The sequence below is a fragment of the Bacillus sp. z33 genome (genome assembly GCF_058313615.1).
The window spans coordinates 633,591-656,870 of sequence record NZ_JBZFQN010000001.1; the positions used below are offsets into that span (position 1 = coordinate 633,591).

Genomic DNA, 23,280 nt, shown 5'->3' on the forward strand with positions numbered 1-23,280 from the left:
CTTCTATGAATTATAACATTCAGTCATTTTTATTTGCCATATATTAACTCATTATTAAACGCTTTCTTTTCTGATTAGTCAACTTCACAATTATTACTATTCCAATTTTGAAATTTACTGATGCACGGTTATATCTCCGGAGTATACCAAATGGCTTTTCTGGTCATCATCCTCTACTTTTAAAACACCATCCTGATTGATTCCTGTTGCAATGCCGGTCAAGGTCCCACGCGGATTATGAACGGTTACTTTTCTTCCGATTGTAATAGAATGCTTTTCCCAAATTTGTTTAATTGGTTCGAAACCTTTTTCTAGAAAAATCATATATAAATCTTCCAAAATCACAAATAAATCCTGTAAAAATTCAGATTGATCTATTCTTTGATTTTTCTCGATTTTTACCGAGGTGGCGATCTCTTTTAACTCATTAGGAAATGATTCATAGGTCTGATTGATGTTAATACCAATTCCGATAATCACATGATGAATTTGATCAGATTCTGCATGAAGCTCGGTCAATATGCCCGCAATCTTCCTGCCCTGAATCAATACATCATTGGGCCATTTAATACCAGCTTCGACTCCAATTTTTTTTAACGCTTGAACAACAGCTACAGCCGTTAACAAGGTAAGCTGAGGAGCATGGTGAGGAGGAATATCAGGCTTCAAAATTAAACTCAGCCAAATACCTCCATTAGAAGGAGAATGCCACTTTCTTTTTAATCTTCCCGTGCCTTCGGTTTGTTCGTTACTTATCACAACCGTGCCATCTGCAACGCCACTATCCGCAAGTTCTCTGGCAATGGTTTGAGTGGATGTGACGGTCTTGTATGAATAGATGGATTGCCCTACAAATTCAGTCTGGAGGCCCATTAAGATATCAGTAGCTGTTAACGAATCCAATTTATTCAGTAATCGGTATCCCTTTTTCTTAACCGCCTCGATTTTATAGCCATCCTGGCGCAGTTGATCGATATGCTTCCAAATGGCTACTCGTGAACAACCCACTAAATCTGCCAGAACCTGGCCCGATATATACTCATCTCCAGCCTTCGCAAATGCTTTGGCAATTTCATTCTTTATAATCTGTTCCTTTGAATGAGCCATTGTTTAATTAACTCCTTTTTATTCAGAACCTTATGATCCAGGATTCCATTAATCACTTCAATCATGAGCTCCTTAATCCATGGTCCTCCCGCTTTGTCAGCCCACCTCATGAGATCATTGCCCGTAACCTCTAAAACAGAATCTTTATGGATTGGCATATGATTATGTATAGTTGTAATGGCTTCGAAATTAGGTGGGACATTATGGAATATAGACCAAACACGTTCTACACTCCGTGTATTTTCAAGGCCAAGCTGATAAATCGCGTAGGATGTGAATGGGGCGATTTCTCTTTTCTTTGTTTCACTAATAAGCAGTCCTATTTTTTTCAGCTGACTGGATGATAGTTTCCACTGTTTATACATGGATTGATCCTGATTACTAAAAAGCGCAATTAGGGCCAGGCATTCTTCAAATGATTCACATCGTTGAAAGGGGAGCGTAAGAAACTGCTCCATTTGATCAGCAAATCGGCCTAATTCCGGAAAATACATCATCAACCCTTCAGCAGCAGCTATTTCCAAGCCATTATGTGAATATTGACCACGTATTAGTTTTTGGAATTCGGCTGTTTTCCGTTCCTGTGCGATATGGAAAAGTAAATGAGCATTCTTCCGTAATGCCAGCCTTGTATCTTCATGCAGGGTAAAACCTAACTGGCTGACAAATCGAACTGCCCGAAGGATTCTTAGCGCATCCTCGCTGAATCGTTCATCAGCTTGACCAACTGTTTGGATCATTTTTGTACGTATGGCTTCTTCCCCATTAAACGGGTCATACAATTTACCGTCTTGGTCCATCGCAATGGCATTCATGGTAAAATCTCTTCTTTTTAAATCTTCATATAAAGAGGTTACAAAAGTTACTGAATCAGGCCGTCTATGGTCTTTATAGGCAGCTTCCGTTCTAAATGTTGTTACCTCAAATGACTCCCCTTTATAAAGCACCAAAACGGTTCCATGATCAATACCAACGTCCACTGTATAGGTAAAGATCTCCTTTACTTGTTCCGGGGTCGCAGAGGTCGCGATATCCACATCATCAATCGCTTTGCCCATTAATGTGTCTCTAACCGCGCCTCCAACGAAATAGGCTTCATAGCCCCCTGAGGCCAACTCTTCCAGGACAGGGAGCGCCCTTCTAAATTCATCATTCATTCCTCTTTCTCCCCATTTTCCAATAATGAATAGTATAAATCTTCATATTGATTTACGATATATTCAGTTTGAAAATGATCCTTTATCATATGAACTGCCTGTTTGCCCATTTGTTCTCTCATTGAATCATTTTCAAGTAATTCTAATAACCGATTGGAAGCTGCCTTTATATCTCCCAATTCAATGATATGTCCGTTCATCCCATCTTGAATCACTTCAGGAATTCCGCCAACCATTGTTCCAAGACAAGGTACGCCATAAATCATTGCCTCAAGAAGAACCAGTCCAAAGCTTTCTTTTTCTGACATAAGCACACAAACATCACTGATGGCATAAAGCTCCTGTAAATTTTCCTGTTTTCCTAACAGAATGATTTTTTTCTGCAGTCCCATTTTTTTAACTTTTTTACTGATAAACGACATCTCAGGCCCATCACCAACCAGTAAAAGTTTACATGGAATTTTGTCTGCTACAGCGGCAAATGTATCAATGATATCTGGCACACGTTTTACCTTCCGGAAATTTGATACATGAATAACGACCTTTTCATTCCCACTTATTCCAAGTTCCGCTTTCAAATTATCCATATTATCAGCATCCTGTTCAGGCGCTGGATAATCAATAAAATTATAGATCGTTTGGATTTCTTTATCTGGTTGAATTAACTCATAGGTTTCTTGAACTAGCGCATGAGAGACTGCTGTAACAGCATCTGATTTTTCAATAGCAAACTTAATCATGTCCTGCAGGGAAGCATCATACCCCAGAATAGTGATATCCGTTCCATGGAGAGTCGTAACTACTTTTAAGCCCAGAGCTGTCATTTGTTTGGCCAAAATTCCACAGACCGCATGTGGCATGGCATAATGGGCATGGATGATGTCCAGCCCCTCCATTTTGACAACCTCTGCAATCTTACTGGCTAAGGACAGTGTATAAGGAGGGTATTGAAAAACGGCATATTGATTAACTTCAACCTGGTGAAAGTAAATATTTGAGTATCGCTTTTTTAAGCGGAACGGTACACTGGATGTAATAAAATGAATCTCATGACCTCTCTCCGCAAGCTTGATACCTAATTCTGTCGCAACAATTCCTGACCCGCCTACCGTCGGATAACAAACAATTCCAATCTTTAACTGTTTCATATCTTTCCACCTAACAAATCTTGATCTAGTAAGAGTGTATGTTTCGTCTTAAAGCCTTCTGCAAATAACACGCCTACCTCTCTTCCATATGCCCGTTCTCTGCCTTCAATTGCTTCGAGGTAGCCTTCTGTCAAAGGCGTCATTACCCCATCATCAGACTTAATAAATTGTGAAGAATAACATTTTAAACTGGATAATTTACATTGAAAATAGCTACTGATATCCACACAAAAATCTGGTGGATGGAAGCTATTAATCATGTAATAAAAGACGTGTTTTGGTTTATGCGCCTCAAGCTTACATTCATCCTCATATTTCCGAATACCGGCGGAGAAGACAGCCTCTTCTACCAGAGATGCGCAATGTCCATGATCCGGATGGCGATCGGGAACGGCAGGGATAAAGATAATTTCAGGCTTGTACATTCTTATGGTTGAAACAATTTTTGAGATGTTTTTAGGTGTGGGATATAATTGTCGATCCCCCATCTTCAGATTGATTCGTTCCTTTACTCCCAAGATAGCAGCTGCTTGATTCGCCTCTTTCATTCTATTTGCAGGGGTACCATTTGACGAGAGTTCAGCTTCCGTCAAATCACAAATCACAACAGTATGACCTAATTCTGTATATTTAGCGATTGTGCCGCCCATTCCGATTTCAACATCATCGGAATGAGCGCCAAAACATAGTATATCTGTTTTCATTCTGAATGAATTACTCCTTTTCCCTAACGATATTTCTCCATTTAAGGTCACCGCGTTCTAACCCGTGAATTAATATTTCAGCCGTACCCATATTAGTTGCCAACGGGATTGAATACACATCTGCCAATCGCATCAATGCGGAAACATCAGGTTCATGTGGCTGCGCTGTCAATGGATCTCTGAAAAAGATGATTATATCAATATCATTCTGTGCAACCATCGCCCCAATTTGTTGGTCTCCCCCCAATGGTCCTGATTGATAACGATGCACAGACAGACCTGTCTCATCCTGTATTCGTTTACCTGTAGTACCGGTCGCAAAAAGTTGATGTTCTGCCAGTGTGTTCTTATAGGCAATCGCAAATCGAATCATGTCGTCTTTCTTCTTATCATGTGCAATCAATGCAATCTTCATAGATCAACCGCCCCCTTAATCGATAATATTTTCAAGACCATACACTAATTCATCAATGTTCATAACCGTATCCACCGACAATTTAACTCCGCTCATAAAAGAGTTTCGATCATACGAATCATGTCGAAGCGTAAATGTCTGGCCTTCTCCACCAAACATAACCTGTTGATGAGCAACAAGTCCTGGTAATCGTACACTATGTATTCTCATTCCGTCATAATCGGCACCGCGTGCTCCTACTAACGTTTCTTTTTCGTTCAGATGTCCCTGTTTTTTTACTTGTCTTTCTTCAGCTATTAATTGCGCTGTCTTAATGGCTGTTCCTGACGGAGCATCAAGCTTTTGATCATGATGCAATTCAATTATTTCTACATCCGGAAAATATTTTGCTGCCTGTTTGGCAAATTTCATCATTAAAACAGCACCAACGGCAAAATTCGGCGCTATAATACAGCCAATTTCATATTCTTTCGATATTCTTTTGATTTCAGCCAAATCGACATCTGAAAAACCGGTCGTACCTACTACAGGGCGTATACGATGCTTTAGGGCAGACAATGTATGAACTCTTCCTGCCTCAGGCGTTGTTAAATCGATGAGCACATCAGCCTTTGTTTCAGAAAAACACAATTCGTGATCGGTGTAAATCGGCACATCTATGTCGCTGTATCCATCAATCTGGCTTAACATCATTCCTTCATTCTTATGATCCAAAACGGCCACCAAATGGAAATGATCTGTATTCAACACTAAATTAACTGCCGCTCTTCCCATTTTCCCTCGTGGCCCTGCAATAATAACATTTATCATTAGTTACTCTTCCTTTCTTGTCCAGCGGTTTTTATCTCTTGAATTGAATTTTTCCATAACCATGTCATGTGCCTCTTGAAGATCGATATTGAGGGAATTAGCCATACAAATGAGCACAAATAATACATCTCCCATTTCTTCTTCAATGGCTTTTTCTTTTTCTGACGCTTTTTTTGGTTTTTCGCCATAATAATGATTAATCTCTCTTGCCAGTTCTCCCAGTTCTTCTGTAAGTCTCGCTGTCATGGCAAGTGGACTGAAATATCCTTCTTTAAATTGCCCTATGTACTGATCTACTTCCTGTTGTAAATCAGCCATTGATTTCTTCATTTCCATAAAAGAATCACCTTCTTATCTTCATGTTAGCGTATTTCTTAGGTTTCGAACAATAATATGATAGAATGCAAAAGGATGTCATTCATTAATTTTACACAATTGTACACCCTAATAATAATTGAGTTAGCAAGGAAGTGGTATTATTAACATGATTTTTAACTTAAAGCTCAAAAATATCCTATTAATATTGATAGGAGCTGCGATTATGTCTTTCGGTCTTGTTCATTTTAATATGCAAAATGGACTGGGTGAAGGCGGATTTACCGGTATTACGCTTTTAATTTATAACTTAACAGGCTTGAGCCCATCGATATCCAATATCGTATTAAATTTACCGCTCTTTTTTATAGGCTATAAACTGTTAGGCAAAAAAACTTTTTTATACACTGTTATCGGTACGATTGCGGTATCTGTATTTATCGCGATTTTTGAAAAATATCAAATCGATATTCCTTTAAAAGATGACCTTATGCTCGCCGCCTTATTTGCAGGTGTGTGTATCGGTGCCGGTTTGGGTATTATCTTCCGTTATGGAGGAACGACTGGCGGAGTCGATATCATTGCACGGCTCATGTTTAAATATAAGGGCTGGAGCATGGGGAAAACCATGTTTATGTTTGACTTCTGTGTTATTGTGTTATCGCTCGTAGCATACCTGGAATATAAAGAAGCCATGTACACGCTGGTCCTGGTCTATGTTGGCAGCCGAGTGATTGACTTTATCCAAGAGGGTGCTTATGCAGCCCGCGGTGTTATGATCATAAGCAATTCCAATTCTGAAATTGCGGAAAAAATCAATCAGCAAATGGAACGCGGTGTAACATTGCTCAAAGGTGTCGGTTCGTATACAAAGCAGGAACGCGATGTGATTTATTGCGTTGTTGGCAGTAACGAAATTGTACGTCTAAAGGGTATTATCACATCCATTGATCCACATGCGTTTGTTTCTGTATCTATTGTCCATGATGTCCTTGGAGAAGGATTTACGTTAGATGAAAACAAGAATCCACTTGATCATTAAAGGACATAGAGAAACCCCCTTCAAATACGAAGGGGGTTCTTTTATTAATCTTCACTATTCATACCCGTTAGCATAAATACAAATCGTAACAATTCAAGTACAGCAACTGCTGCAGCTGCTACATAGGTTAGCGCTGCTGCATCTAAAACTTTTTTCGTTTCTTTTTCTTCATCAGCATCAATTACACCCAATGCCACGACTTGTTTCATCGCACGGTTCGAAGCGTTGAATTCAACTGGCAGTGTGACAAATTGGAATAACACGGCTGCTCCCATAAACAAAATTCCAAGCCAAGCCAAATTATAAATCCCAAGCAACATACCGGCTATAATTAAAATCCAGGAAAAGTTTGAGCCAATATTAGCAACCGGTACTAACTTATGACGGATTCTCATAAAGGTATAGCCTTCTTTATCCTGAATGGCATGCCCGACTTCGTGTGCGGCAACAGCCGTACCAGCCAAAGAATGTCCATGATAGTTACTTGAAGATAATCTTACCACTTTACTTGTTGGATCATAATGGTCACTTAAAACCCCATGTGTTTCTTCTATACGTACATTGTACAGTCCATTTTCATCCAATATCTTACGGGCAACTTCGGCACCAGTATACCCATTCGATGCATGGACTTGAGAATATTTTTTGTAAGCCCTTTGTACTTTCATTTGTGCATAAATCGGGATGATTAATAGCAATATAAAATAAATTAGAAAGCTCATTTATATCCTCCATTTCATTTCTGTTATCATAATTGTAATAATGTCCTTACCATTCTGTCAATGGATAGATAATATTCTAAAATTTATCAAAAATTCTGTTTCTTCTCCTTGGTATGAAACTCATCATCTGTAGCATTATATTTTTTCCATCCGACATAAGATAAAGTCATAATAATAATGCTTCCTGTCGAGATGATTACCCACCACAAAGAAGGATCTGCATCATCTTTTTCTGCCTCCTCGAACATAACACGTAACTGCTCCTCCAGAGAAATCAAGTCGCTTTGCGATTGATCTGAAAAGACTTGCGGACGATATTGATCAATGAATTTTATATGAGAATCTACTTGCTGAAAGCGCTCAGGTGTAACATCTATTTTTAACGATGGATATAAAATATGGTAGATGGATAATAAATGATTTAATTTTTCCTGAAATTCAACAGAGTCCTGCTTTTGGATAGATACCTTCGTATCACTTGCAGCCGAGATAATACTATCCTTTAAACTTGTCCATAACGGTGCTCCTTCACTGTTGACTGCATCGAGCGCTAAGCGAAATTTTGTTATTTCATCAATAACCTCTTCATTCGTTTTTTCTTTATCTTGCAAGGTTTGTAACGCTTCCTCATAAGCAATTGTGATAATATTGATCTCATCCATTGAATAGTTTGCCCCATCAACTGCCAAATCATAAAATTTATCAGAAAATGCCTGTAATAATTGCTCCGATTCCTCACGCCTATCCACTTTTGCAAATTGAAGGGATTGATCAGCAAGTGTCTCTAATGATTCACTTTTATATGATCCATTAGCATAAGTTGTGATCAAGCCTGATGAAATAATAATTAATATAGAAAAAAATAAAGATTTAATCTTCATAAAAATACCCCTCCTCATACTACTTAATCGTATGTAGGAGGGGACAAGGCTAGAACTAATTATTGCCTGGATTGGAAGGAGAATACCTCCCTGCCTTTACGTAGAGTAAACCAGTATCCCACACCAATTGAAAGGACACTCAGCCAAAAGGTAAAATAGGCTATTTGAGGGATATAATGATGAAGAACACTGTAGATCGGCATCATCCCATATACATAATCAATGATTTCATTATGTAAAGCTACAATAGCCGCCACAATTAAATGCCACGGTTTAACTCGATAAAAAGGAGCATAGAGTATTCCTTCAATCGCCATGGCTGCATGGGACAGAATTAGCATAACCGCCATTATGGAAATAGATCCCTCCACAAAAAAGGTCAGAATATTCATCACAACTGCCCAAATTCCATACTTGAATAAAGATACAATTGCCAAGGCCTCAAATAAACCATAGTTACGCCCTATAAGCCATCCAATTATAGCAAGACAAAAAAACAAACTTGCTGTTGGGCTGTCAGGAACAAATGGAATAAAGGCAATAGGTGTAATTTCAAGTTGCCCTTCATACCAATAATATCCGTATATGGTCCCAAACATATTAACAATCAATAAAATCCATAAAAAAGTCCGATTTCCTAATAAAACATACAGCCAGCTTTTCATTATTTCCTCCATTCGAATTCTTTTACATATTAGTCACTCAAATAACCTGGTTTACGTCAAAACAGGATTTCCCCCTGATTTTTACTGCCATTATGACAAAGGTAAAATCATATCTGCAGGATTAACTTCCGCTCATTCCACTCTTTATAATACAAACAACTGCACCTCATTTGTCAACTTGGGTACAAGCTCAGGGAGAGGGATTTGAATGACCTATTTAAAAAGATAAAAAAGAGTACTCAACTGAGTACCCCCTTTATTTAAAAACATTATTCCCCTTTTGAATCCCCGTCTCCACTTGCTCCCTTAATAAATTCTGCCAGTGTTTTTAATTCTTTTTCAGATCCTTTAAAAACTGGAGGCATTTTTTTATTTTCGGAACCATTTACAGCGATATGACCAATTTCATCAACCTCTAGTTTTGTATCAAGTAATTTAGGTCCATTACCACCCTGCAAGGAGTCGCCATGACAACTTACACAGCCTTGGCCTTGATATAATTTATATCCTTCTGATTCTTTATCGATTGCTACATCTTCTACAATTTGTCCTTGCAGTTTCGCAGCTGCCCAGTCATGTTGAGAAACAGTTTCCCAAGTCAGGTAAAATACAGCTGCAATTGCAAGCAACATAAAACTTACAGAAAAAATCCGTTTAGTTGGTTTGCGTTCCGGTCCGCGATCCAGAAACGGTGCAAGCATCAATGCTCCAAAGGCCAACCCTGGAATAACCAGAGCCCCGATTAAATTATAAGGCCCGGAAGCATATGAATATTTAAGCAATTGATATAAAAACATAAAGTACCAGTCAGGTAAAGGTGCATATCCCGTATCTGTTGGGTCAGCAATCCTCTCGAGCGGTGATGGATGGGCTACTGTAAGACATAAAAAGCCGACTAAAAATACAGCACCTACCATCCATTCTTTCAGCAAGAAATTGGGCCAAAAGGCTTCCGTTTTTCCTGGGTACTCTGAATAATCTTTTGGAATATTCGGTTTTCTATCCGCACTAATCCTTGAATCCCCTACAAATCTCATTCCTTTACCACGATGCATAAGGATATCCCCTCCTTCGTAACATTTCCATTTTCAACTGAATCTTATAGCGGTCCAGAAATTCCCTGTTTGCGTATCATTAAGAAGTGAGCTGCAATTAGTCCAATAAGCGCCGCCGGAAGGAAGAATACATGAATCGCAAAGAAACGCGTTAAGGTTTGCGCTCCAACAATAGTAGGATCACCCGCAAGTAACGTTTTTAGATACGGACCGATAAATGGTACCGAATCGATAATCGTTAAGGTTACTTTTGTGGCAAATAACGCTTTCATATCCCAAGGAAGCAGATATCCAGTTAATCCTAATGCCAGCATGATAAAGAATATTAAAACTCCGACAATCCAGTTTAATTCACGAGGCTTTTTATAGGCACCCTGGAAGAAAACACGAAGAGTATGTAAAAACATCATAACAATGACGACACTTGCTCCCCAGTGATGCATTCCCCGAACTATTTGACCAAAAGCAACTTCATTTTGTAAATAATAAACAGATTCCCATGCATTTTTAATATCCGGCACATAATACATGGTTAAAAACATTCCGGATAAAATTTGAATGACTACAATGAAAAACGTTAATCCCCCAAAACAATAAACAAATGCCGAAAAATGATGGGCAGGGTTTACATGCTCAGGGACTTCATGATCAGCGATGTCGCGCCATAAGGGCGTGATATCTAATCGCTCATCAATCCAATCGTACATTTTATTAAGCATTGATTATGCCTCCCTACACTTCATTTTCTTTTGCACTGCCTAGGTATAATACCCCATCTTTTTCCTGCTTGTCGTAAACATCGAGCGGTTTGATTGGAGGTGTTTTCGGAATATTTTTCCCACTCTTTTCGTATCGACCCCCGTGACATGGGCAATAAAACTCATTTTTATGATCCTCTGACCCTTCCCAGTTCACCGTACATCCCAGATGTTTACACTCCGGAGAAAGGGCAATTATCTTGCCGTTCTCATCCTTGTAAACCCATGCTGTTCTTGTCTCTTCAGCTTCGTACCATCCATCTTTAACCTCAGTTTTATAATCGACACGAGTTGGTTTTTCAGTAATCTCGGATATTTTTAATCCAGTATTAATGAACTCCCCAGATGCATTTGCTTTTAAAGCTGGATCGACTGCAAAACGCAGCATAGGCATAAGCATTGCCGCACCCATGAATCCCCCAACGCCGGTAAGCGTATAATTCAGGAATTGGCGTCTTGACACTTTTTGGCTGCTCATAAAATTTCTCCCCCCCTTATATCGAAAAAGTCATACAAAATAGAAGATTGCACAAACTTCCATAAAACTAGGACATTACAATAATATCCTAATATTTTTAATAGGTCAATAAACTCCCATTTAAGGAAATAGATGTTTTATTTTTCTTTTTTATACCATTTTATAATATTAACATACTTTAAACTTATTTAACCCAGAATTCGGCCAGTTTGCCTGCAAGCTGTTTTGTTTGTTCGCTTATGACTGATTTAATAGCTTCGAGAGGCATTTTTTCTATAGGAATAGCTGGAATCCATACAACATTTCCACCCTCATCCAGGCTCGTCCATTTACTATCTGTCGTGAGAAACTGTATATATTTAAATCCCTCACCTTTATAGTATTCCACCCAGGCTGACAAGAGATTTATTTTATCCTCTGCTGTACTGTTTTTAATATAGGAGAGAGGCTGGGATAAGAATAAGCGGCCTTTTAATTCTTTTTCTAGTTCGTATGTCAGCAACGTCATAAATTCATAGGAAGAGACTGTTTGACTAAATGAATCACCAAAGGCTACCGGATTTAAAGGAATGACGACAGTATCTATATATTCTCTGGAATCGATAAACTTTTCTACATCAATTGACTGATATTTCATAATTTTCCTCCTTAACTTCTTTTCCATTGTAAAACAAAATAAGTAAAATATATACAAATAAGCTTGTGATTCAGACAAAATCTATAGTGCTTCATTCTCGAAAAATCCAGAACATATGGACACTTAAAGAGACGATACAAAAAAAGGCCACACCTATTCTCTTGGGCTTTAAGAAAAATAGGTGTGGTCATTTTTTTAATTATAGGATTTTTGAGATCGGATTTTATTAAGCTGACTGCTCAATTTATTAAATAGTTCTATATCACGATTATCAATAGCCTCATCAATTAACTGTGTCAATCGTTCCTCTTCAAATCTAGATAAACTAAATTTCAATATATTCTCTGCAACATATTGATCCTGTTCATTACCAGGTAGATTTTTTGGCAGAAAAGAATTTTCCTCAAGTACTGCTGCATATTGATAGGAAGAGTAGGCTGTCCTGAAATTCAATTGTATGAAGATATCTTCTTCCTTATTAAGCCTGATATCATGAAAGGATTTCTCAGCATCCGTTGTCATGATATTACTCTTATAAAATCTAAAAGGGACATCTTCAACACAATGAGTAGACATAACCATCCCTTTTGGACAATATTTAGCCCCTTCCACGAAATGAACATTCGTCATCAGTTGATCATGGCTCATCAAGTAATTTAATATCCATACACATTCTCTGCGTTTTAATTGATAATGGTTTAAAAACCAGCGTATAAATTCCTTCTTCTCATCGACAGAAACAGGGGTTTTCAAGGTGGAGCCCTCCTCTGTACAAATTAGTTAAATTCTTTCTAATATATCGATATACTCATCATTACTCGGGTCTTCTGCAAGCAATTTTTTAAATATCGACTTAGCCTCTTCAAATTTACTATCTTCCAGCAAGAAATAGCCGTATTCATGTAAAAAGTCTTTATTCTCTGCAAAAGATTCATGCGCCTCTTTGTAGCATGCAAGCGCCTCAGAATACTGTTCAAGTTCAGAGTAAGCCGTTGCCAGGAGCCAATTGAATTGAGGATCATCTTCTCCCATTGATCGGACAGAAGATACGAGATCAATGACATTGTCGAACATTTCTTCGTGTAAGTAAAGCTTGCCTAAAGTAAGGATGGCTTCGAGGTAACCTGGATCTATCGCAATAGCTTCTGAGAGCCATTTAATGGCTTTGTCAGTGTTACCTAGCTTACTTGCGAGTTCAGCTCCATAAAGGAATATTTCCTTATTGAACGGATCTTCCTTAATACCTTCTTCAGCAATTTCTAACGCCTTCTCCAGATTGTGGTTTTCTTCATAAGCCATTGCTAAATACATATAGAGCGAATGGTAAGCTGGATCTATTTCTTTCAGCTCAGTGAATTTGGCTATAGCTATTGTGTATTCGCCTGCGTGATAAGCAGCAAAGCCATGCTCAAACAATAAATTTACGTCATCATCTTTGCCAGCTTTTTGGAAATATTGAAGCGATTCTTCAAATTCGCCCAATGAGACCAGTGACAAGGCCAATCTCTTATTTATCGAGATACCATTTATAACTGTCTCATTCTTTAAGATACAGGTATATAATTCTACAGCCGAACGGAAATGTCCTTGTTGATAATAAAGTTCTGCAAGAGCAAATTTTACAATGGGTTCATCCGGTAGAATGCGATTGGCTTCTTTTAGTTTTTGGACACTGACTTCCTCCATACCCGTGCCTTGATATAAATCACCTAATAATAACAGGGCACCTGGGTACATAGGATCTTCCTCATCAATTTTTTCCAAATACAGCAATGCTTCTTCTTCCTGCCCTAATTCTGTTGAAACTTCAGCCAAGGAAAATAAAATTTCTCCTTCATCAGGATAACGCTTCAGCAATTCTTCAAAAAGCTCCTTTGCCTCTTCCATAAATCCCAGGGATGCAATTTCTTCTGCCAGGGTATATACATCGTCATCGTTATTTGATTGCTTAATCTGATTTATATGTTTTTTAGCTTCTTCAAATTCACCTTGCATCAGTTTTTTTATAATTGAATCAATATTCATGCGTGGCAGTCCTTTCCATTTCCATAAATCTTTAACAACTCTGCTGTTCATTCTGCAGAACCATGTTTGTTTAATCCAGTATTCCGGATTTTCATTATTACCTCTATTATACTCACTTTTTGTAATCTATATAAAGCGCTCTGTGGAGTAGGCAGAAAATAATTTTTCAAATTGAAGTTTTACATATCTGTAAAATAGACTTTTTGAGGTAGTAGAGCTTGGAGTCCTTAACATGTAAGGTTAGATAAGTATACTGTATCATTAAGCAAAAAGCGACCGAATCAGCTTTTTTCGTTTTCTTCCATCTTTAAATACCGGTATAGATCGTTCACCACCAATCTACTATTTATAGTGGAGTATTGGCCCAGACTAAAATAACTTTCTTTAAGACAAGCTATGAAACCATCACTAAATTTAGTACCAAATAAAGAGAGGCATAACCCTCTCTTTATTCCTGAACCGATATAAGTTTATTTAAATCTTCAAAAAAGCCAGGATAGGATACGGAAATGGCTTCTGCATTATGTAATTCTACAGGTTCATTGGATAGCAATGACGCAATCACCAATGTCATACCGATTCGGTGGTCTCCAAGGCTGTCCACAACACCGCCGTGCAGTGTTTGTCCACCCTCTATAATTAATCCGTCATCTGTTGGCGTAATAGCTACTCCAAGAGCCCCCAGTTGGGTGGCAATGGCATCAATTCGATTTGTTTCCTTAACTTTTAGCTCAGCAGCGTCTTTAATAACTGTTTTACCCTCGGCCTGTGAGGCTAACAAGGCAATCACAGGAAGTTCATCAATCAATCTTGGAATGATGTCTCCGGCAATGGTCATCCCCTTCAAAGAAGACGTCATAACCGTAACAGTCCCTGTTTCTTCCGCCAATTCGCCTTGAGAATCAGGCTGAATCTCTATATTAGCACCCATTTCTTTTAAGACATCTATAATACCAGTTCTTGTTTGATTTAAGCCAACATTCCTCAACGTAACCTGACTGTTTGGCACAATCGCACTGGCCACCATCCAAAACGCTGCAGAGGATATGTCTCCAGGTACATGGATATCCCTACCCTTTAATACTTGCCCGCCTTCAACCATCCTTTTTCTTCCATCAACATAAATTCTCCCTCCGAATGATTCAATCATTCGTTCGGTATGATCCCGAGTAGATGCTTTTTCAATGACCGTTGTACTACCTTTTGCATTTAACCCTGCTAAAAGAATGGCTGATTTCACTTGTGCGCTCGCTACCGGAAGCTCATATTCAATTCCTGACAGCTCACTTCCTTTCATTTCAAGCGGAATATAATTGCCATCATCCTTACCAACTATAGTTGCTCCCATTTTCCGAAGAGGATCTACCACTCTTCTCATGGGCCGCTTTGCGATAGACTCATCGCCTGTGAACGTAACAGAAAATGGCTGACTGGCGAGCAATCCTAAAAGAAGCCTAATGCTTGTCCCCGAATTGCCGACATCCAGTAATTCAACCGGCTCCTTTAAACCAGCCCATCCATTTCCATGAATGGTGACAGTATCACCATCTCTTTTGATATCCACCCCCATTTTCTGAAAACAATCAATGGTACTCAAACAATCCTGCCCTTCCAAAAAATGGTGAATAGTAGTTCTTCCTTCCGCTACTGCCCCGAACATGACCGCTCTATGTGATATTGATTTATCTCCCGGGACCGTTATCGTTCCTATCAACCCATTTGGTTTGTATGAAAGGATTTTATCCAAGTGCCTCTCCTCCTTTTATGTCAGTCATAATAAGTATCATAATTTGTTGCTTCTCTTAAACATTCAACGGCAAGAGAACGATCCTCATCCGTTTGAAAAGAAATCACTAATACACCATAAAGTTCTTCTCGTGTCTCAATGATTCGAATATTAGTAATACTAATGGTTGAATTAGCCAGATAACCGGTTATCTCAGAAATGATGCCTGGGTAATCCGGGACATCCACATATAAATCGTAAAAGGAAGGAATAGCTCCTTTTTTATGAGCTGGCAACTCATCGCGGAAAGCTTTTGCACTTAAGAAAAAGGAATATAGTTTTTCCTCATCTTTTTTGACTATCCAGTCTCTGATCTCCATTATTTCATCTATCCAAGTGTTCAAGAGGTTGATTAACACTTGATCATTTTGAATCAGAATATCTTTCCACATTTGGGGATTGGATGAAGCAATCCGAGTGATATCTCTGAATCCCCCGGCAGCAAGCCTTGCAATTAATGCATGTTTCTCTTCTGCATGTTCAGCTTGCTTAACGATGGAAGCAGCCATAATATGCGGCAGGTGACTGATGACACCAGTCATTAAATCATGTTCATTGGCGTCCACTTCTATAAATTTGGCTTTTGTGCCTTTCAGCCACATTTTTAACTCAGCCACTTCTTTCAAATCAGTATGAGAAGCTGGCGTCAGCATATAAAATGCATTTTCAAAAAGATGCACTTTTGCTGCTGCGACTCCACTTTTATGGGAACCAGCCATGGGATGACCGCCTATAAAGGTATATCTTGAGCCAAAGTATCTGTCTGCCTCTTCCATAATCTTTGCTTTCGTACTTCCGACATCCGTGATTAGAACTCTCTTTTTAAGCGAACAAGAGGACAGGTTCTTCATTACTGCTGATGTGACTTGCACAGGAACACCTATAATGATGACATCTGCTATTCGAGCAGCCTCTTTATAATCTGTAATCTCTTCATCTATCACTTTTAAAACTTTTGCTAATTGCACCTGTTTCCAGTCCAAATCATACCCTTGTATAACGGCTTCAGGATGTTCCTTTTTAATAGATAGAGCAATGGATCCTCCAATTAGCCCAAGACCTATCATCAATACATTCCCACGCATGGAGGCACCTCACCTGACATCTATTTAGTTTCTTTAGCCTTCTTTTCCAAAATAAAATACTCCAATTCCTTCAAAACTGCTTTATTCTGTGCATGTGAACCAACTGTGATCCGTATGGATGTTGGGAAACCCAAAGCCTGACCGGAACGAACAATATACCCTTTTCTCATTAAGTAATGAAAGACCTCGTTACCATCATATCCCGTATCGATTAAAATAAAATTAGCTTGAGATGGATAATAGTCCAGCCTATGTATCTTACAAAATTCATAATACTGTTCAAGACCTTCTCTATTTTTTTGCCTGCATTCCTGAATGAAGTCCTGATCTCCAATGGCGGCGATAGCTGCCTTTTGGGCTATTGAATTCACGTTAAATGGTTCTCTGACAGGTTCAAGCATACGAATAATATGGGGATTAGCCACTCCATAACCAATACGCAAAGCCGCCATTCCATAAATTTTTGAGAAAGTATGCAAAACAATCAAATTATCAAACCGGTCAATTAACTGCAGTATGTCCGGATAATCCTCAGCCGTCACGTATTCATAATAAGCAGCATCAAACACAACTAATACATCTGCAGGTACCTGATTAAGAAAAGAAAGTAGCTCATCCTCAGGAATATATTCTCCTGTAGGATTATTAGGGGAACATATCCATACGATGCCGGTATCAGCATCAATCACTTTAAGCATGCCCTCCAGGTCGTGTCTGCCATTCACATGTGGTACTTCCCTGACTTCTGCCTGTTCGAGTATTGCATTATGACTGTATTGACTGAAGGTACCCGTTGCCATTACCGTGTTAACCCCGGGACTAAGAATCGCTTTAGCAATCATCTGTATTAAATTATCCGAGCCATTTCCAAATATCAACTGATTTTCTTTAACCCCTAAATATGTGGCTAAGACTTCACGCAATTGAACTGCACCGCCATCCGGATACATGGGAAGGGTCCAATCCGTTTCTTTCAAAATTTTTGAAACTGCGGATGAATAACCATACGGGTTTTCATTCGATGCCAGTTTGATGATTTCCCCCAAACCAAACTCCCTTTTTACGTCCTCAATCGGTCTGCCTGGTTGATAGGGTTCCAATGTATATAAATGATTCTTCCATTTCAAGATGTGCTCCCCCTTTTTTGCTTATTTATCTGTTAAATCAGGTCTAAGGATCGTGGCTCCCTCCAGATAAATATGTTTGATATCCTTTTGAGCGGTATCCACATTGGCGTGAATCATAACTCGAATTGCCATAGGCAAAGAACCCGAAACAGGAATTTCACGCATACACATCACAGGAACATATGTAAATCCAGCCAATTTCCTTACTGCGGCAGCCGGAAATCCTGCATCTATGTCATCCGTTACCGAGATAAAGATGGAAGCAATGGACTCAGCCAGCAGATTATTCTGGTGAATCATCTCTCGAAGAAGAATCTCCGTTCTGCTTTCAATATGATCTTTATGATTTTCTTCTATGGTAATGGCCCCTCTGATGCCTCTTATCATCATGAATTTCCTACTCCTTTTCACCTAATTTGTTTAAGAAATATGTTTAATTCGGTCTGTATTTCCCTATCAGTATAGGACTTTAAAGTTGGATTGCCAAAATCGTTTAATAGGACCATCGTGATTGAACCTTGTTTATTTTTCTTATCAAGTTTCATAAACGGGAGCAATAATTCTGTTGAGAGAATCTCTCTTGGTATTTGAAGGTATCCCAAATTCCTTAACCAATTCTCAAATGTTTGCAGATCAAATTGAAAATTCGTATACTTTATGCTCAAATACAAATCAAATAACATGCCAAAAGCTACAGCCTCACCATGGGTAACCACACCATAGCCTGCTGCTCCTTCAATGGCATGTGCCAATGTGTGCCCTAAATTAAGAAAAGCGCGTGAACCTTTTTCTTTCTCATCCTCTGACACAATATCAGCTTTAACAGAAATCCCTCTTTTTATATACGGAGCTAATGATTTATTCCGTAAATCAGAAATAACAGTATAACGGTCCCGTAATTCATCATAAAAAGATTTACTGTAAAGGAAAGCATGCTTAATTAACTCTGCAAAGCCTGACCGCCACTCCTTTTCCGGTAAAGTCGATAAAAAGGAACTGTCATAGAATACGGCTTCCGGCTGATAAAAGCAGCCAACTAAATTCTTTCCTAATGGATGATTAATGGCCACCTTTCCTCCGACAGCACTATCATGGGCAAGTAAAGTCGTTGGCAGCTGGATATAGGGAATCCCCCTCATATAAGTGGCAGCCACAAATCCGGCTAAATCACCGACAACTCCCCCACCGAGCGCTAATATAAGACTATCGCGATCAAGCTTATTTTCTAATCCAACGGTCAGGCATTCTTCATAAACAGGAAATGATTTTGCCTTTTCTCCGGTCGGTACGGCGTGGACTATTACGGCGAACCCAAGATCAGTCAAGGATGATTGAATCACCTCGGAATAAAGAGAGGAAACCACTTCATCCGTTATAATATAAACTTTTGGCTTCCTCTTAAAATTCTTCTCTATAAATAATGGAAGTTGCTCAATAATCCCATCACCTATAAAAATTGGATACTCCTTTGAAGAAGTCTTAATTTGTATAGATTCCATTTAAAATTCCCTCGCATATGCTCTTTGCTGATTGACGGATTCCAACAATGAATCCATTCGATCTGAATAAAATTGTTCTATGATGGCGTTGGCAAGTTCCCATGCTACCGCATGCTCGGCAACGACCGCTGCTGCAGGGACAGCACATGCGTCAGATCGTTCAATCGAAGCAGTAAATGATTCTTTCGTGTCAATATCCACACTTTTGAGCGGCTTGTATAACGTTGGGATTGGTTTCATCACTCCACGTACCACCACAGGCATTCCGGTAGTCATTCCACCTTCAAATCCCCCTAAACGATTCGTCTTACGACTGTAACCCTGACCACTCTCCCAAACAATTTCGTCATGAACTTGACTGCCTGGGATTCTCGCTGCTTCAAAACCGATGCCAAACTCGACACCCTTAAATGCGTTTATACTTAGAATGGCTCCCGCAATTTTCGCATCTAATTTCCGATCATAATGAACATAACTTCCTACACCTGCAGGCATTCCGGTTGCCACCACTTCTACGACGCCACCTAGCGTATCCCCATTCTTTTTAGCTACATCAATGGCTTCCATCATTTGAACAGCTGCCTTTTCATCAAGGCAGCGAACTGGAGAATCCTCTGCCAGCTGTTGAATCTTTTTTATATCCTTCATCTCTGTTTCAGCAGCTTTAATGCCGCCGATTTCCACGACATGCGAAACAATTTCTACGCCAAGCAGACTAAGCAGTTTCACAGCAATAGCCCCGGCTGCTACTCGGACAGTTGTTTCCCTTGCAGACGAACGTTCCAATACATTACGCAAATCTCTATGTCCATATTTCATTCCGCCATTCAAGTCAGCATGCCCCGGGCGTGGTCTTGTTATTTTACGTTTAATTTCTTCTTCAGCCTTTTCATCAATCGGTTCAATTCCCATCACATGAGTCCAGTGTGTCCAATCACGATTTTTTACTTGTAAGGATACAGGTGAACCCAATGTCCGGCCATGACGGATGCCAGCAGTGATTTCTACTGTATCTTTTTCAATTTGCATTCTTCTACCGCGGCCATAGCCCTTTTGTCTCCTGGCAAGATGCTTGTTGATATCTTCCTCAGACAACGGCATTCCTGCTGGCAGTCCTTCTATTATCGTTGTTAATTGGGGACCATGTGATTCCCCCGCAGTTATGTATCTCATAAGCATCCTCCTTCATCACTTTAAAGCATTTGTGTAATAATATCATATACCGTTATATCTTTGGTAATAATTTTGCTTTTCATTGTACATCAGAAACTCTATAGATCCATTGCCTATACTGCTTTTATTGTCCATGATTTTTATCTATCTTCTCGGACAGAGTTATGGCAATGACACAGTATCTTTCTTTTTATAGAAAAACGTATTTGTACTGACAAATTCATATGCATTTGGGTGGAAGATTTGCTCAGTGCTCCCAACAAACAGAACTCCACCAGGCCGAAGTGATTGGGAAAATTTCTTATATAAAGAATCCTTCGCTACATCCGTAAAATAAATCAGTACATTACGACAAATAATTAAATCATAGGATTGACCAAATGGATCACCAAGCAGATTATGTTTATCGAATGTTATCGCCTTCTTAATTTTTTGATTCAGATGATAATACCCATCCGCCAATTTGAAATATGTATTTTTTAATTCCTCTGGTACCTCTTCCAAGGATTTTTCCGAATAGATGCCTCTCTTACAAATTTCCAGAACATTCTGGTCTATATCTGTAGCCAGGATGACGGCACGGTTTAAGGCATTTAAGCGCGATAGTACTATGGCCAGTGAATAAGGTTCATCGCCAGTTGAACAAGCTGCACTCCAAACTTTTATAGTCTGTTTTTCAGATAATAATCTAGGCAGGATCTCCCGTTCTAAAACCTCCCACCTTTTATAATTCCGAAAGAAATTCGTTACATTAATCGTCATACGATCCAAAAATTCATTTAATAGATATTTATCTTTACTAAGATGACTATAATAGTCCCGGAACCCATTAAAACCCTTTTTTTCATATAAGGATGTGATGCGCCTTTTCATTTGAACTTCCTTATATAAGGATAGATCGATATTCGTTAGATAATTGATTCCTTTGATAAACCCTTGATAATCATCGTTTATTGTGATCATAATCCGCTTTGTCCCCACCCGATTTTCTTTTACTATTAGTATACAAAATATGAAGATTTAAAGATATAACCAGTCATTTCCCCAACGTTAAAGACTAACTAATGAAATCATCTTCCTACCTATTCTTTGTCAAGTTTAATAAAAAAGGCTGCCAACCCTGTTGACAGCCATCATTCACTATAGTGTTAAAAAATCATATCCATTCAATAAATCCACTGATTTGCCAATTTTGTATATTCATTTAATTCATCTTCTTTAAAGAAAATACCAAGTTCTCTCTCAGCGCTTGCCGGTGAATCAGATCCATGGATAATATTTTTACCTACTGTCACACCGTAATCACCTCGAATAGTACCAGGAGATGCATCTTTAGGATTAGTAGATCCCATCATTTGACGCGCCGTCGCAATCACATTTTCTCCTTGCCATGCCATTGCAAAAACCGGCCCGGACGTAATAAAATCAACTAATTCACCAAAAAATGGGCGTTCTTTATGTTCCTCATAATGTTTTTCTGCCATTTCGGCAGGAATGAGCATTAATTTTGCCCCAACAAGTTGAAAGCCCTTTCTTTCTAAACGTGATACAATTTCCCCGATTAAATTTCTCTGTACACCATCTGGTTTAACCATTAAAAATGTTTTTTCCATTTTTACACCTCTGCTCGTATGTATGGGTTTTCAGAAAGAATAATACCATTATTTACATGCATAAAGCAAACAAAAAAAGGAAATAGTCTCAATATTTCCTTTTTCCGATAAATTTTGCTATTTCAACTAAATAATCTTTGTTCTTAGAATTAGGCATCGATTCAAGAATAGCGAATGCTTTATCTAAATAAGCATTACTGAATTCGATTGATTGATCAATTGCCCCGGATTTTTTGATTGATTCCAGGATAGGACTCAATTCTTCTAAACTCATTCTTTCATTAACTGTTCGAATGGTTTCAGCTAACTTGGGATCTTGCATCGCAAATAAAACAGGCAGGGTGATATTTCCTTGCCATAAATCGCTTCCCGCAGGTTTGCCCAGGTCTTTTTCAGTTGCCGTAAAATCAAGAATGTCATCCATAATTTGATAAGACATACCTACATAGTAACCATATAGGAATAATTTTTTGTGAATGTCTTCTGAAACTCCTGCACTGATTGCTCCCAGTTGACAGCTTGCTGCAATTAATACTGCCGTTTTTCTTTTAATTCGCTTTAAATAATCACGCAAATTTTGATCAAAATTATATTTATCTCGTATTTGTTCTATCTCACCAATGCTGACTTCCATAATTGTTTTGGCCAGAACCTGATGTGCCAGAGGTTCTTTAATATGGGTCATAAGTTCCTGAGCTCGTGCAAATATATAATCTCCGGTATAGGTGGCCATTTTATTATCCCATTTGGAACGAACCGTTAAAGATCCCCTTCGCAATCGAGCTTCATCAATAATATCATCGTGTACCAGTGAAGCAGAATGAATAAGTTCAAGAGCAATAGCTGCATGCTTAATTTTATTGATATCATAATCTCCAAATTTCGCTGTAAGCAGGACAAACACAGGGCGTATCCGTTTCCCTCCTGCTTTCAGAGTATGTACTGATGCGTCGTGGAGTTGTCCACTATCTGGATGAATGGATGAACGCAGCTCTTTTTCGATTAATTGGATATCTTGTCTGAAGATTGAATATAATTTTGGTAATTTCATAGTTCCACTTCCCGCTTAAACTAATAC

General features: G+C 38.8%; 26 protein-coding genes. 1 reads left to right on the plus strand and 25 read right to left on the minus strand.

Features of this window, described 5'->3' with window-relative positions:
• Positions 1 to 114: 114 nt before the first annotated feature.
• Genes AC4G3L_RS02915 through AC4G3L_RS02945 form a run of 7 tightly spaced genes read right to left on the minus strand, consistent with a single transcriptional unit; the run spans position 115 to position 5,671 of the window.
• On the minus strand, positions 115 to 1,107 hold the full coding sequence (locus AC4G3L_RS02915; protein ID WP_491075479.1) for a biotin--[acetyl-CoA-carboxylase] ligase: 993 nt from the start codon (positions 1,105 to 1,107) through the stop codon (positions 115 to 117).
• A complete protein-coding gene (locus AC4G3L_RS02920; protein ID WP_491075480.1) occupies positions 1,080 to 2,264 on the minus strand; it encodes a CCA tRNA nucleotidyltransferase in 1,185 nt (394 codons plus the stop codon). Before AC4G3L_RS02920 ends, AC4G3L_RS02915 begins: the two co-directional genes overlap by 28 nt.
• A complete protein-coding gene (gene bshA / locus AC4G3L_RS02925) occupies positions 2,261 to 3,412 on the minus strand; it encodes an N-acetyl-alpha-D-glucosaminyl L-malate synthase BshA (RefSeq protein WP_491075481.1) in 1,152 nt (383 codons plus the stop codon). Before bshA ends, AC4G3L_RS02920 begins: the two co-directional genes overlap by 4 nt.
• Complete coding sequence (gene bshB1, locus AC4G3L_RS02930; RefSeq protein ID WP_491075482.1) at positions 3,409 to 4,116, minus strand: bacillithiol biosynthesis deacetylase BshB1; 708 nt, start codon at positions 4,114 to 4,116, stop codon at positions 3,409 to 3,411. Before bshB1 ends, bshA begins: the two co-directional genes overlap by 4 nt.
• Before the next feature lie 10 nt (positions 4,117 to 4,126).
• Positions 4,127 to 4,531 (minus strand): methylglyoxal synthase, encoded by a 405-nt coding sequence (gene mgsA / locus AC4G3L_RS02935; protein WP_491075483.1) that lies wholly within the window; start codon positions 4,529 to 4,531, stop codon positions 4,127 to 4,129.
• 15 nt (positions 4,532 to 4,546) lie between these two features.
• Positions 4,547 to 5,341 (minus strand): 4-hydroxy-tetrahydrodipicolinate reductase, encoded by a 795-nt coding sequence (gene dapB, locus AC4G3L_RS02940; RefSeq protein ID WP_491075484.1) that lies wholly within the window; start codon positions 5,339 to 5,341, stop codon positions 4,547 to 4,549.
• A 3-nt stretch (positions 5,342 to 5,344) separates the two neighbouring features.
• Positions 5,345 to 5,671 (minus strand): nucleotide pyrophosphohydrolase, encoded by a 327-nt coding sequence (locus AC4G3L_RS02945; protein WP_491076224.1) that lies wholly within the window; start codon positions 5,669 to 5,671, stop codon positions 5,345 to 5,347.
• Positions 5,672 to 5,825: 154 nt separating this feature from the next.
• On the opposite strand from AC4G3L_RS02945, the gene AC4G3L_RS02950 reads away from it, so the two are divergent.
• Entirely contained in the window at positions 5,826 to 6,698 is an 873-nt protein-coding gene (locus AC4G3L_RS02950) for a YitT family protein (protein ID WP_491075485.1), read from the plus strand.
• Positions 6,699 to 6,742: 44 nt separating this feature from the next.
• Here the strand turns inward: AC4G3L_RS02950 and AC4G3L_RS02955 are convergent, their stop codons facing one another.
• The 18 genes from AC4G3L_RS02955 to hepT form a co-directional block, all read right to left on the minus strand.
• Positions 6,743 to 7,420: a zinc metallopeptidase gene (locus AC4G3L_RS02955; RefSeq protein ID WP_491075486.1), complete on the minus strand. Its 678-nt coding sequence runs from the start codon at positions 7,418 to 7,420 to the stop codon at positions 6,743 to 6,745.
• 86 nt (positions 7,421 to 7,506) lie between these two features.
• Positions 7,507 to 8,301 carry a sporulation protein YpjB gene (locus AC4G3L_RS02960; protein ID WP_491075487.1) on the minus strand — a complete coding sequence of 265 codons (795 nt, stop codon included), beginning with the start codon at positions 8,299 to 8,301 and terminating at the stop codon, positions 7,507 to 7,509.
• A 59-nt stretch (positions 8,302 to 8,360) separates the two neighbouring features.
• Positions 8,361 to 8,966: a lipoprotein heptaprenylglyceryl N-acetyltransferase LhaT gene (gene lhaT, locus AC4G3L_RS02965; protein WP_491075488.1), complete on the minus strand. Its 606-nt coding sequence runs from the start codon at positions 8,964 to 8,966 to the stop codon at positions 8,361 to 8,363.
• A 269-nt stretch (positions 8,967 to 9,235) separates the two neighbouring features.
• Entirely contained in the window at positions 9,236 to 10,021 is a 786-nt protein-coding gene (locus tag AC4G3L_RS02970; RefSeq protein WP_491075489.1) for a c-type cytochrome, read from the minus strand.
• Positions 10,022 to 10,065: 44 nt separating this feature from the next.
• Positions 10,066 to 10,740, minus strand: coding sequence for a menaquinol-cytochrome c reductase cytochrome b subunit (gene qcrB, locus AC4G3L_RS02975; RefSeq protein ID WP_066107427.1), 675 nt, complete (start codon positions 10,738 to 10,740; stop codon positions 10,066 to 10,068).
• Positions 10,741 to 10,753: 13 nt separating this feature from the next.
• A complete protein-coding gene (locus AC4G3L_RS02980; RefSeq protein ID WP_491075490.1) occupies positions 10,754 to 11,257 on the minus strand; it encodes a QcrA and Rieske domain-containing protein in 504 nt (167 codons plus the stop codon).
• A 184-nt stretch (positions 11,258 to 11,441) separates the two neighbouring features.
• Complete coding sequence (locus AC4G3L_RS02985) at positions 11,442 to 11,894, minus strand: DUF2487 family protein (RefSeq protein WP_491075491.1); 453 nt, start codon at positions 11,892 to 11,894, stop codon at positions 11,442 to 11,444.
• Between the two features lie 195 nt (positions 11,895 to 12,089).
• Positions 12,090 to 12,647, minus strand: coding sequence for a ReoY family proteolytic degradation factor (locus tag AC4G3L_RS02990; RefSeq protein ID WP_491075492.1), 558 nt, complete (start codon positions 12,645 to 12,647; stop codon positions 12,090 to 12,092).
• Positions 12,648 to 12,674: 27 nt separating this feature from the next.
• On the minus strand, positions 12,675 to 13,970 hold the full coding sequence (locus AC4G3L_RS02995) for a tetratricopeptide repeat protein (RefSeq protein ID WP_491075493.1): 1,296 nt from the start codon (positions 13,968 to 13,970) through the stop codon (positions 12,675 to 12,677).
• A 397-nt stretch (positions 13,971 to 14,367) separates the two neighbouring features.
• Entirely contained in the window at positions 14,368 to 15,666 is a 1,299-nt protein-coding gene (aroA, locus tag AC4G3L_RS03000; protein WP_491075494.1) for a 3-phosphoshikimate 1-carboxyvinyltransferase, read from the minus strand.
• A gap of 20 nt (positions 15,667 to 15,686) precedes the next feature.
• The gene (locus AC4G3L_RS03005; protein ID WP_491075495.1) at positions 15,687 to 16,790 is read right to left on the minus strand and encodes a prephenate dehydrogenase; all 1,104 of its coding nucleotides are present in this window, start codon (positions 16,788 to 16,790) and stop codon (positions 15,687 to 15,689) included.
• 20 nt (positions 16,791 to 16,810) lie between these two features.
• Positions 16,811 to 17,917 carry a histidinol-phosphate transaminase gene (gene hisC, locus AC4G3L_RS03010; RefSeq protein ID WP_491075496.1) on the minus strand — a complete coding sequence of 369 codons (1,107 nt, stop codon included), beginning with the start codon at positions 17,915 to 17,917 and terminating at the stop codon, positions 16,811 to 16,813.
• 21 nt (positions 17,918 to 17,938) lie between these two features.
• Positions 17,939 to 18,304, minus strand: a complete 366-nt coding sequence (gene aroH / locus AC4G3L_RS03015; RefSeq protein ID WP_491076225.1) for a chorismate mutase — start codon at positions 18,302 to 18,304, stop codon at positions 17,939 to 17,941.
• Between the two features lie 20 nt (positions 18,305 to 18,324).
• On the minus strand, positions 18,325 to 19,416 hold the full coding sequence (gene aroB / locus AC4G3L_RS03020; protein WP_491075497.1) for a 3-dehydroquinate synthase: 1,092 nt from the start codon (positions 19,414 to 19,416) through the stop codon (positions 18,325 to 18,327).
• On the minus strand, positions 19,417 to 20,589 hold the full coding sequence (gene aroC / locus AC4G3L_RS03025) for a chorismate synthase (protein ID WP_491075498.1): 1,173 nt from the start codon (positions 20,587 to 20,589) through the stop codon (positions 19,417 to 19,419).
• Between the two features lie 162 nt (positions 20,590 to 20,751).
• A complete protein-coding gene (locus tag AC4G3L_RS03030; protein ID WP_491075499.1) occupies positions 20,752 to 21,552 on the minus strand; it encodes a CheR family methyltransferase in 801 nt (266 codons plus the stop codon).
• 203 nt (positions 21,553 to 21,755) lie between these two features.
• Positions 21,756 to 22,202, minus strand: a complete 447-nt coding sequence (gene ndk / locus AC4G3L_RS03035; RefSeq protein WP_491075500.1) for a nucleoside-diphosphate kinase — start codon at positions 22,200 to 22,202, stop codon at positions 21,756 to 21,758.
• A gap of 88 nt (positions 22,203 to 22,290) precedes the next feature.
• Positions 22,291 to 23,253: a heptaprenyl diphosphate synthase component II gene (gene hepT, locus AC4G3L_RS03040; protein WP_491075501.1), complete on the minus strand. Its 963-nt coding sequence runs from the start codon at positions 23,251 to 23,253 to the stop codon at positions 22,291 to 22,293.
• Positions 23,254 to 23,280: the final 27 nt, after the last annotated feature.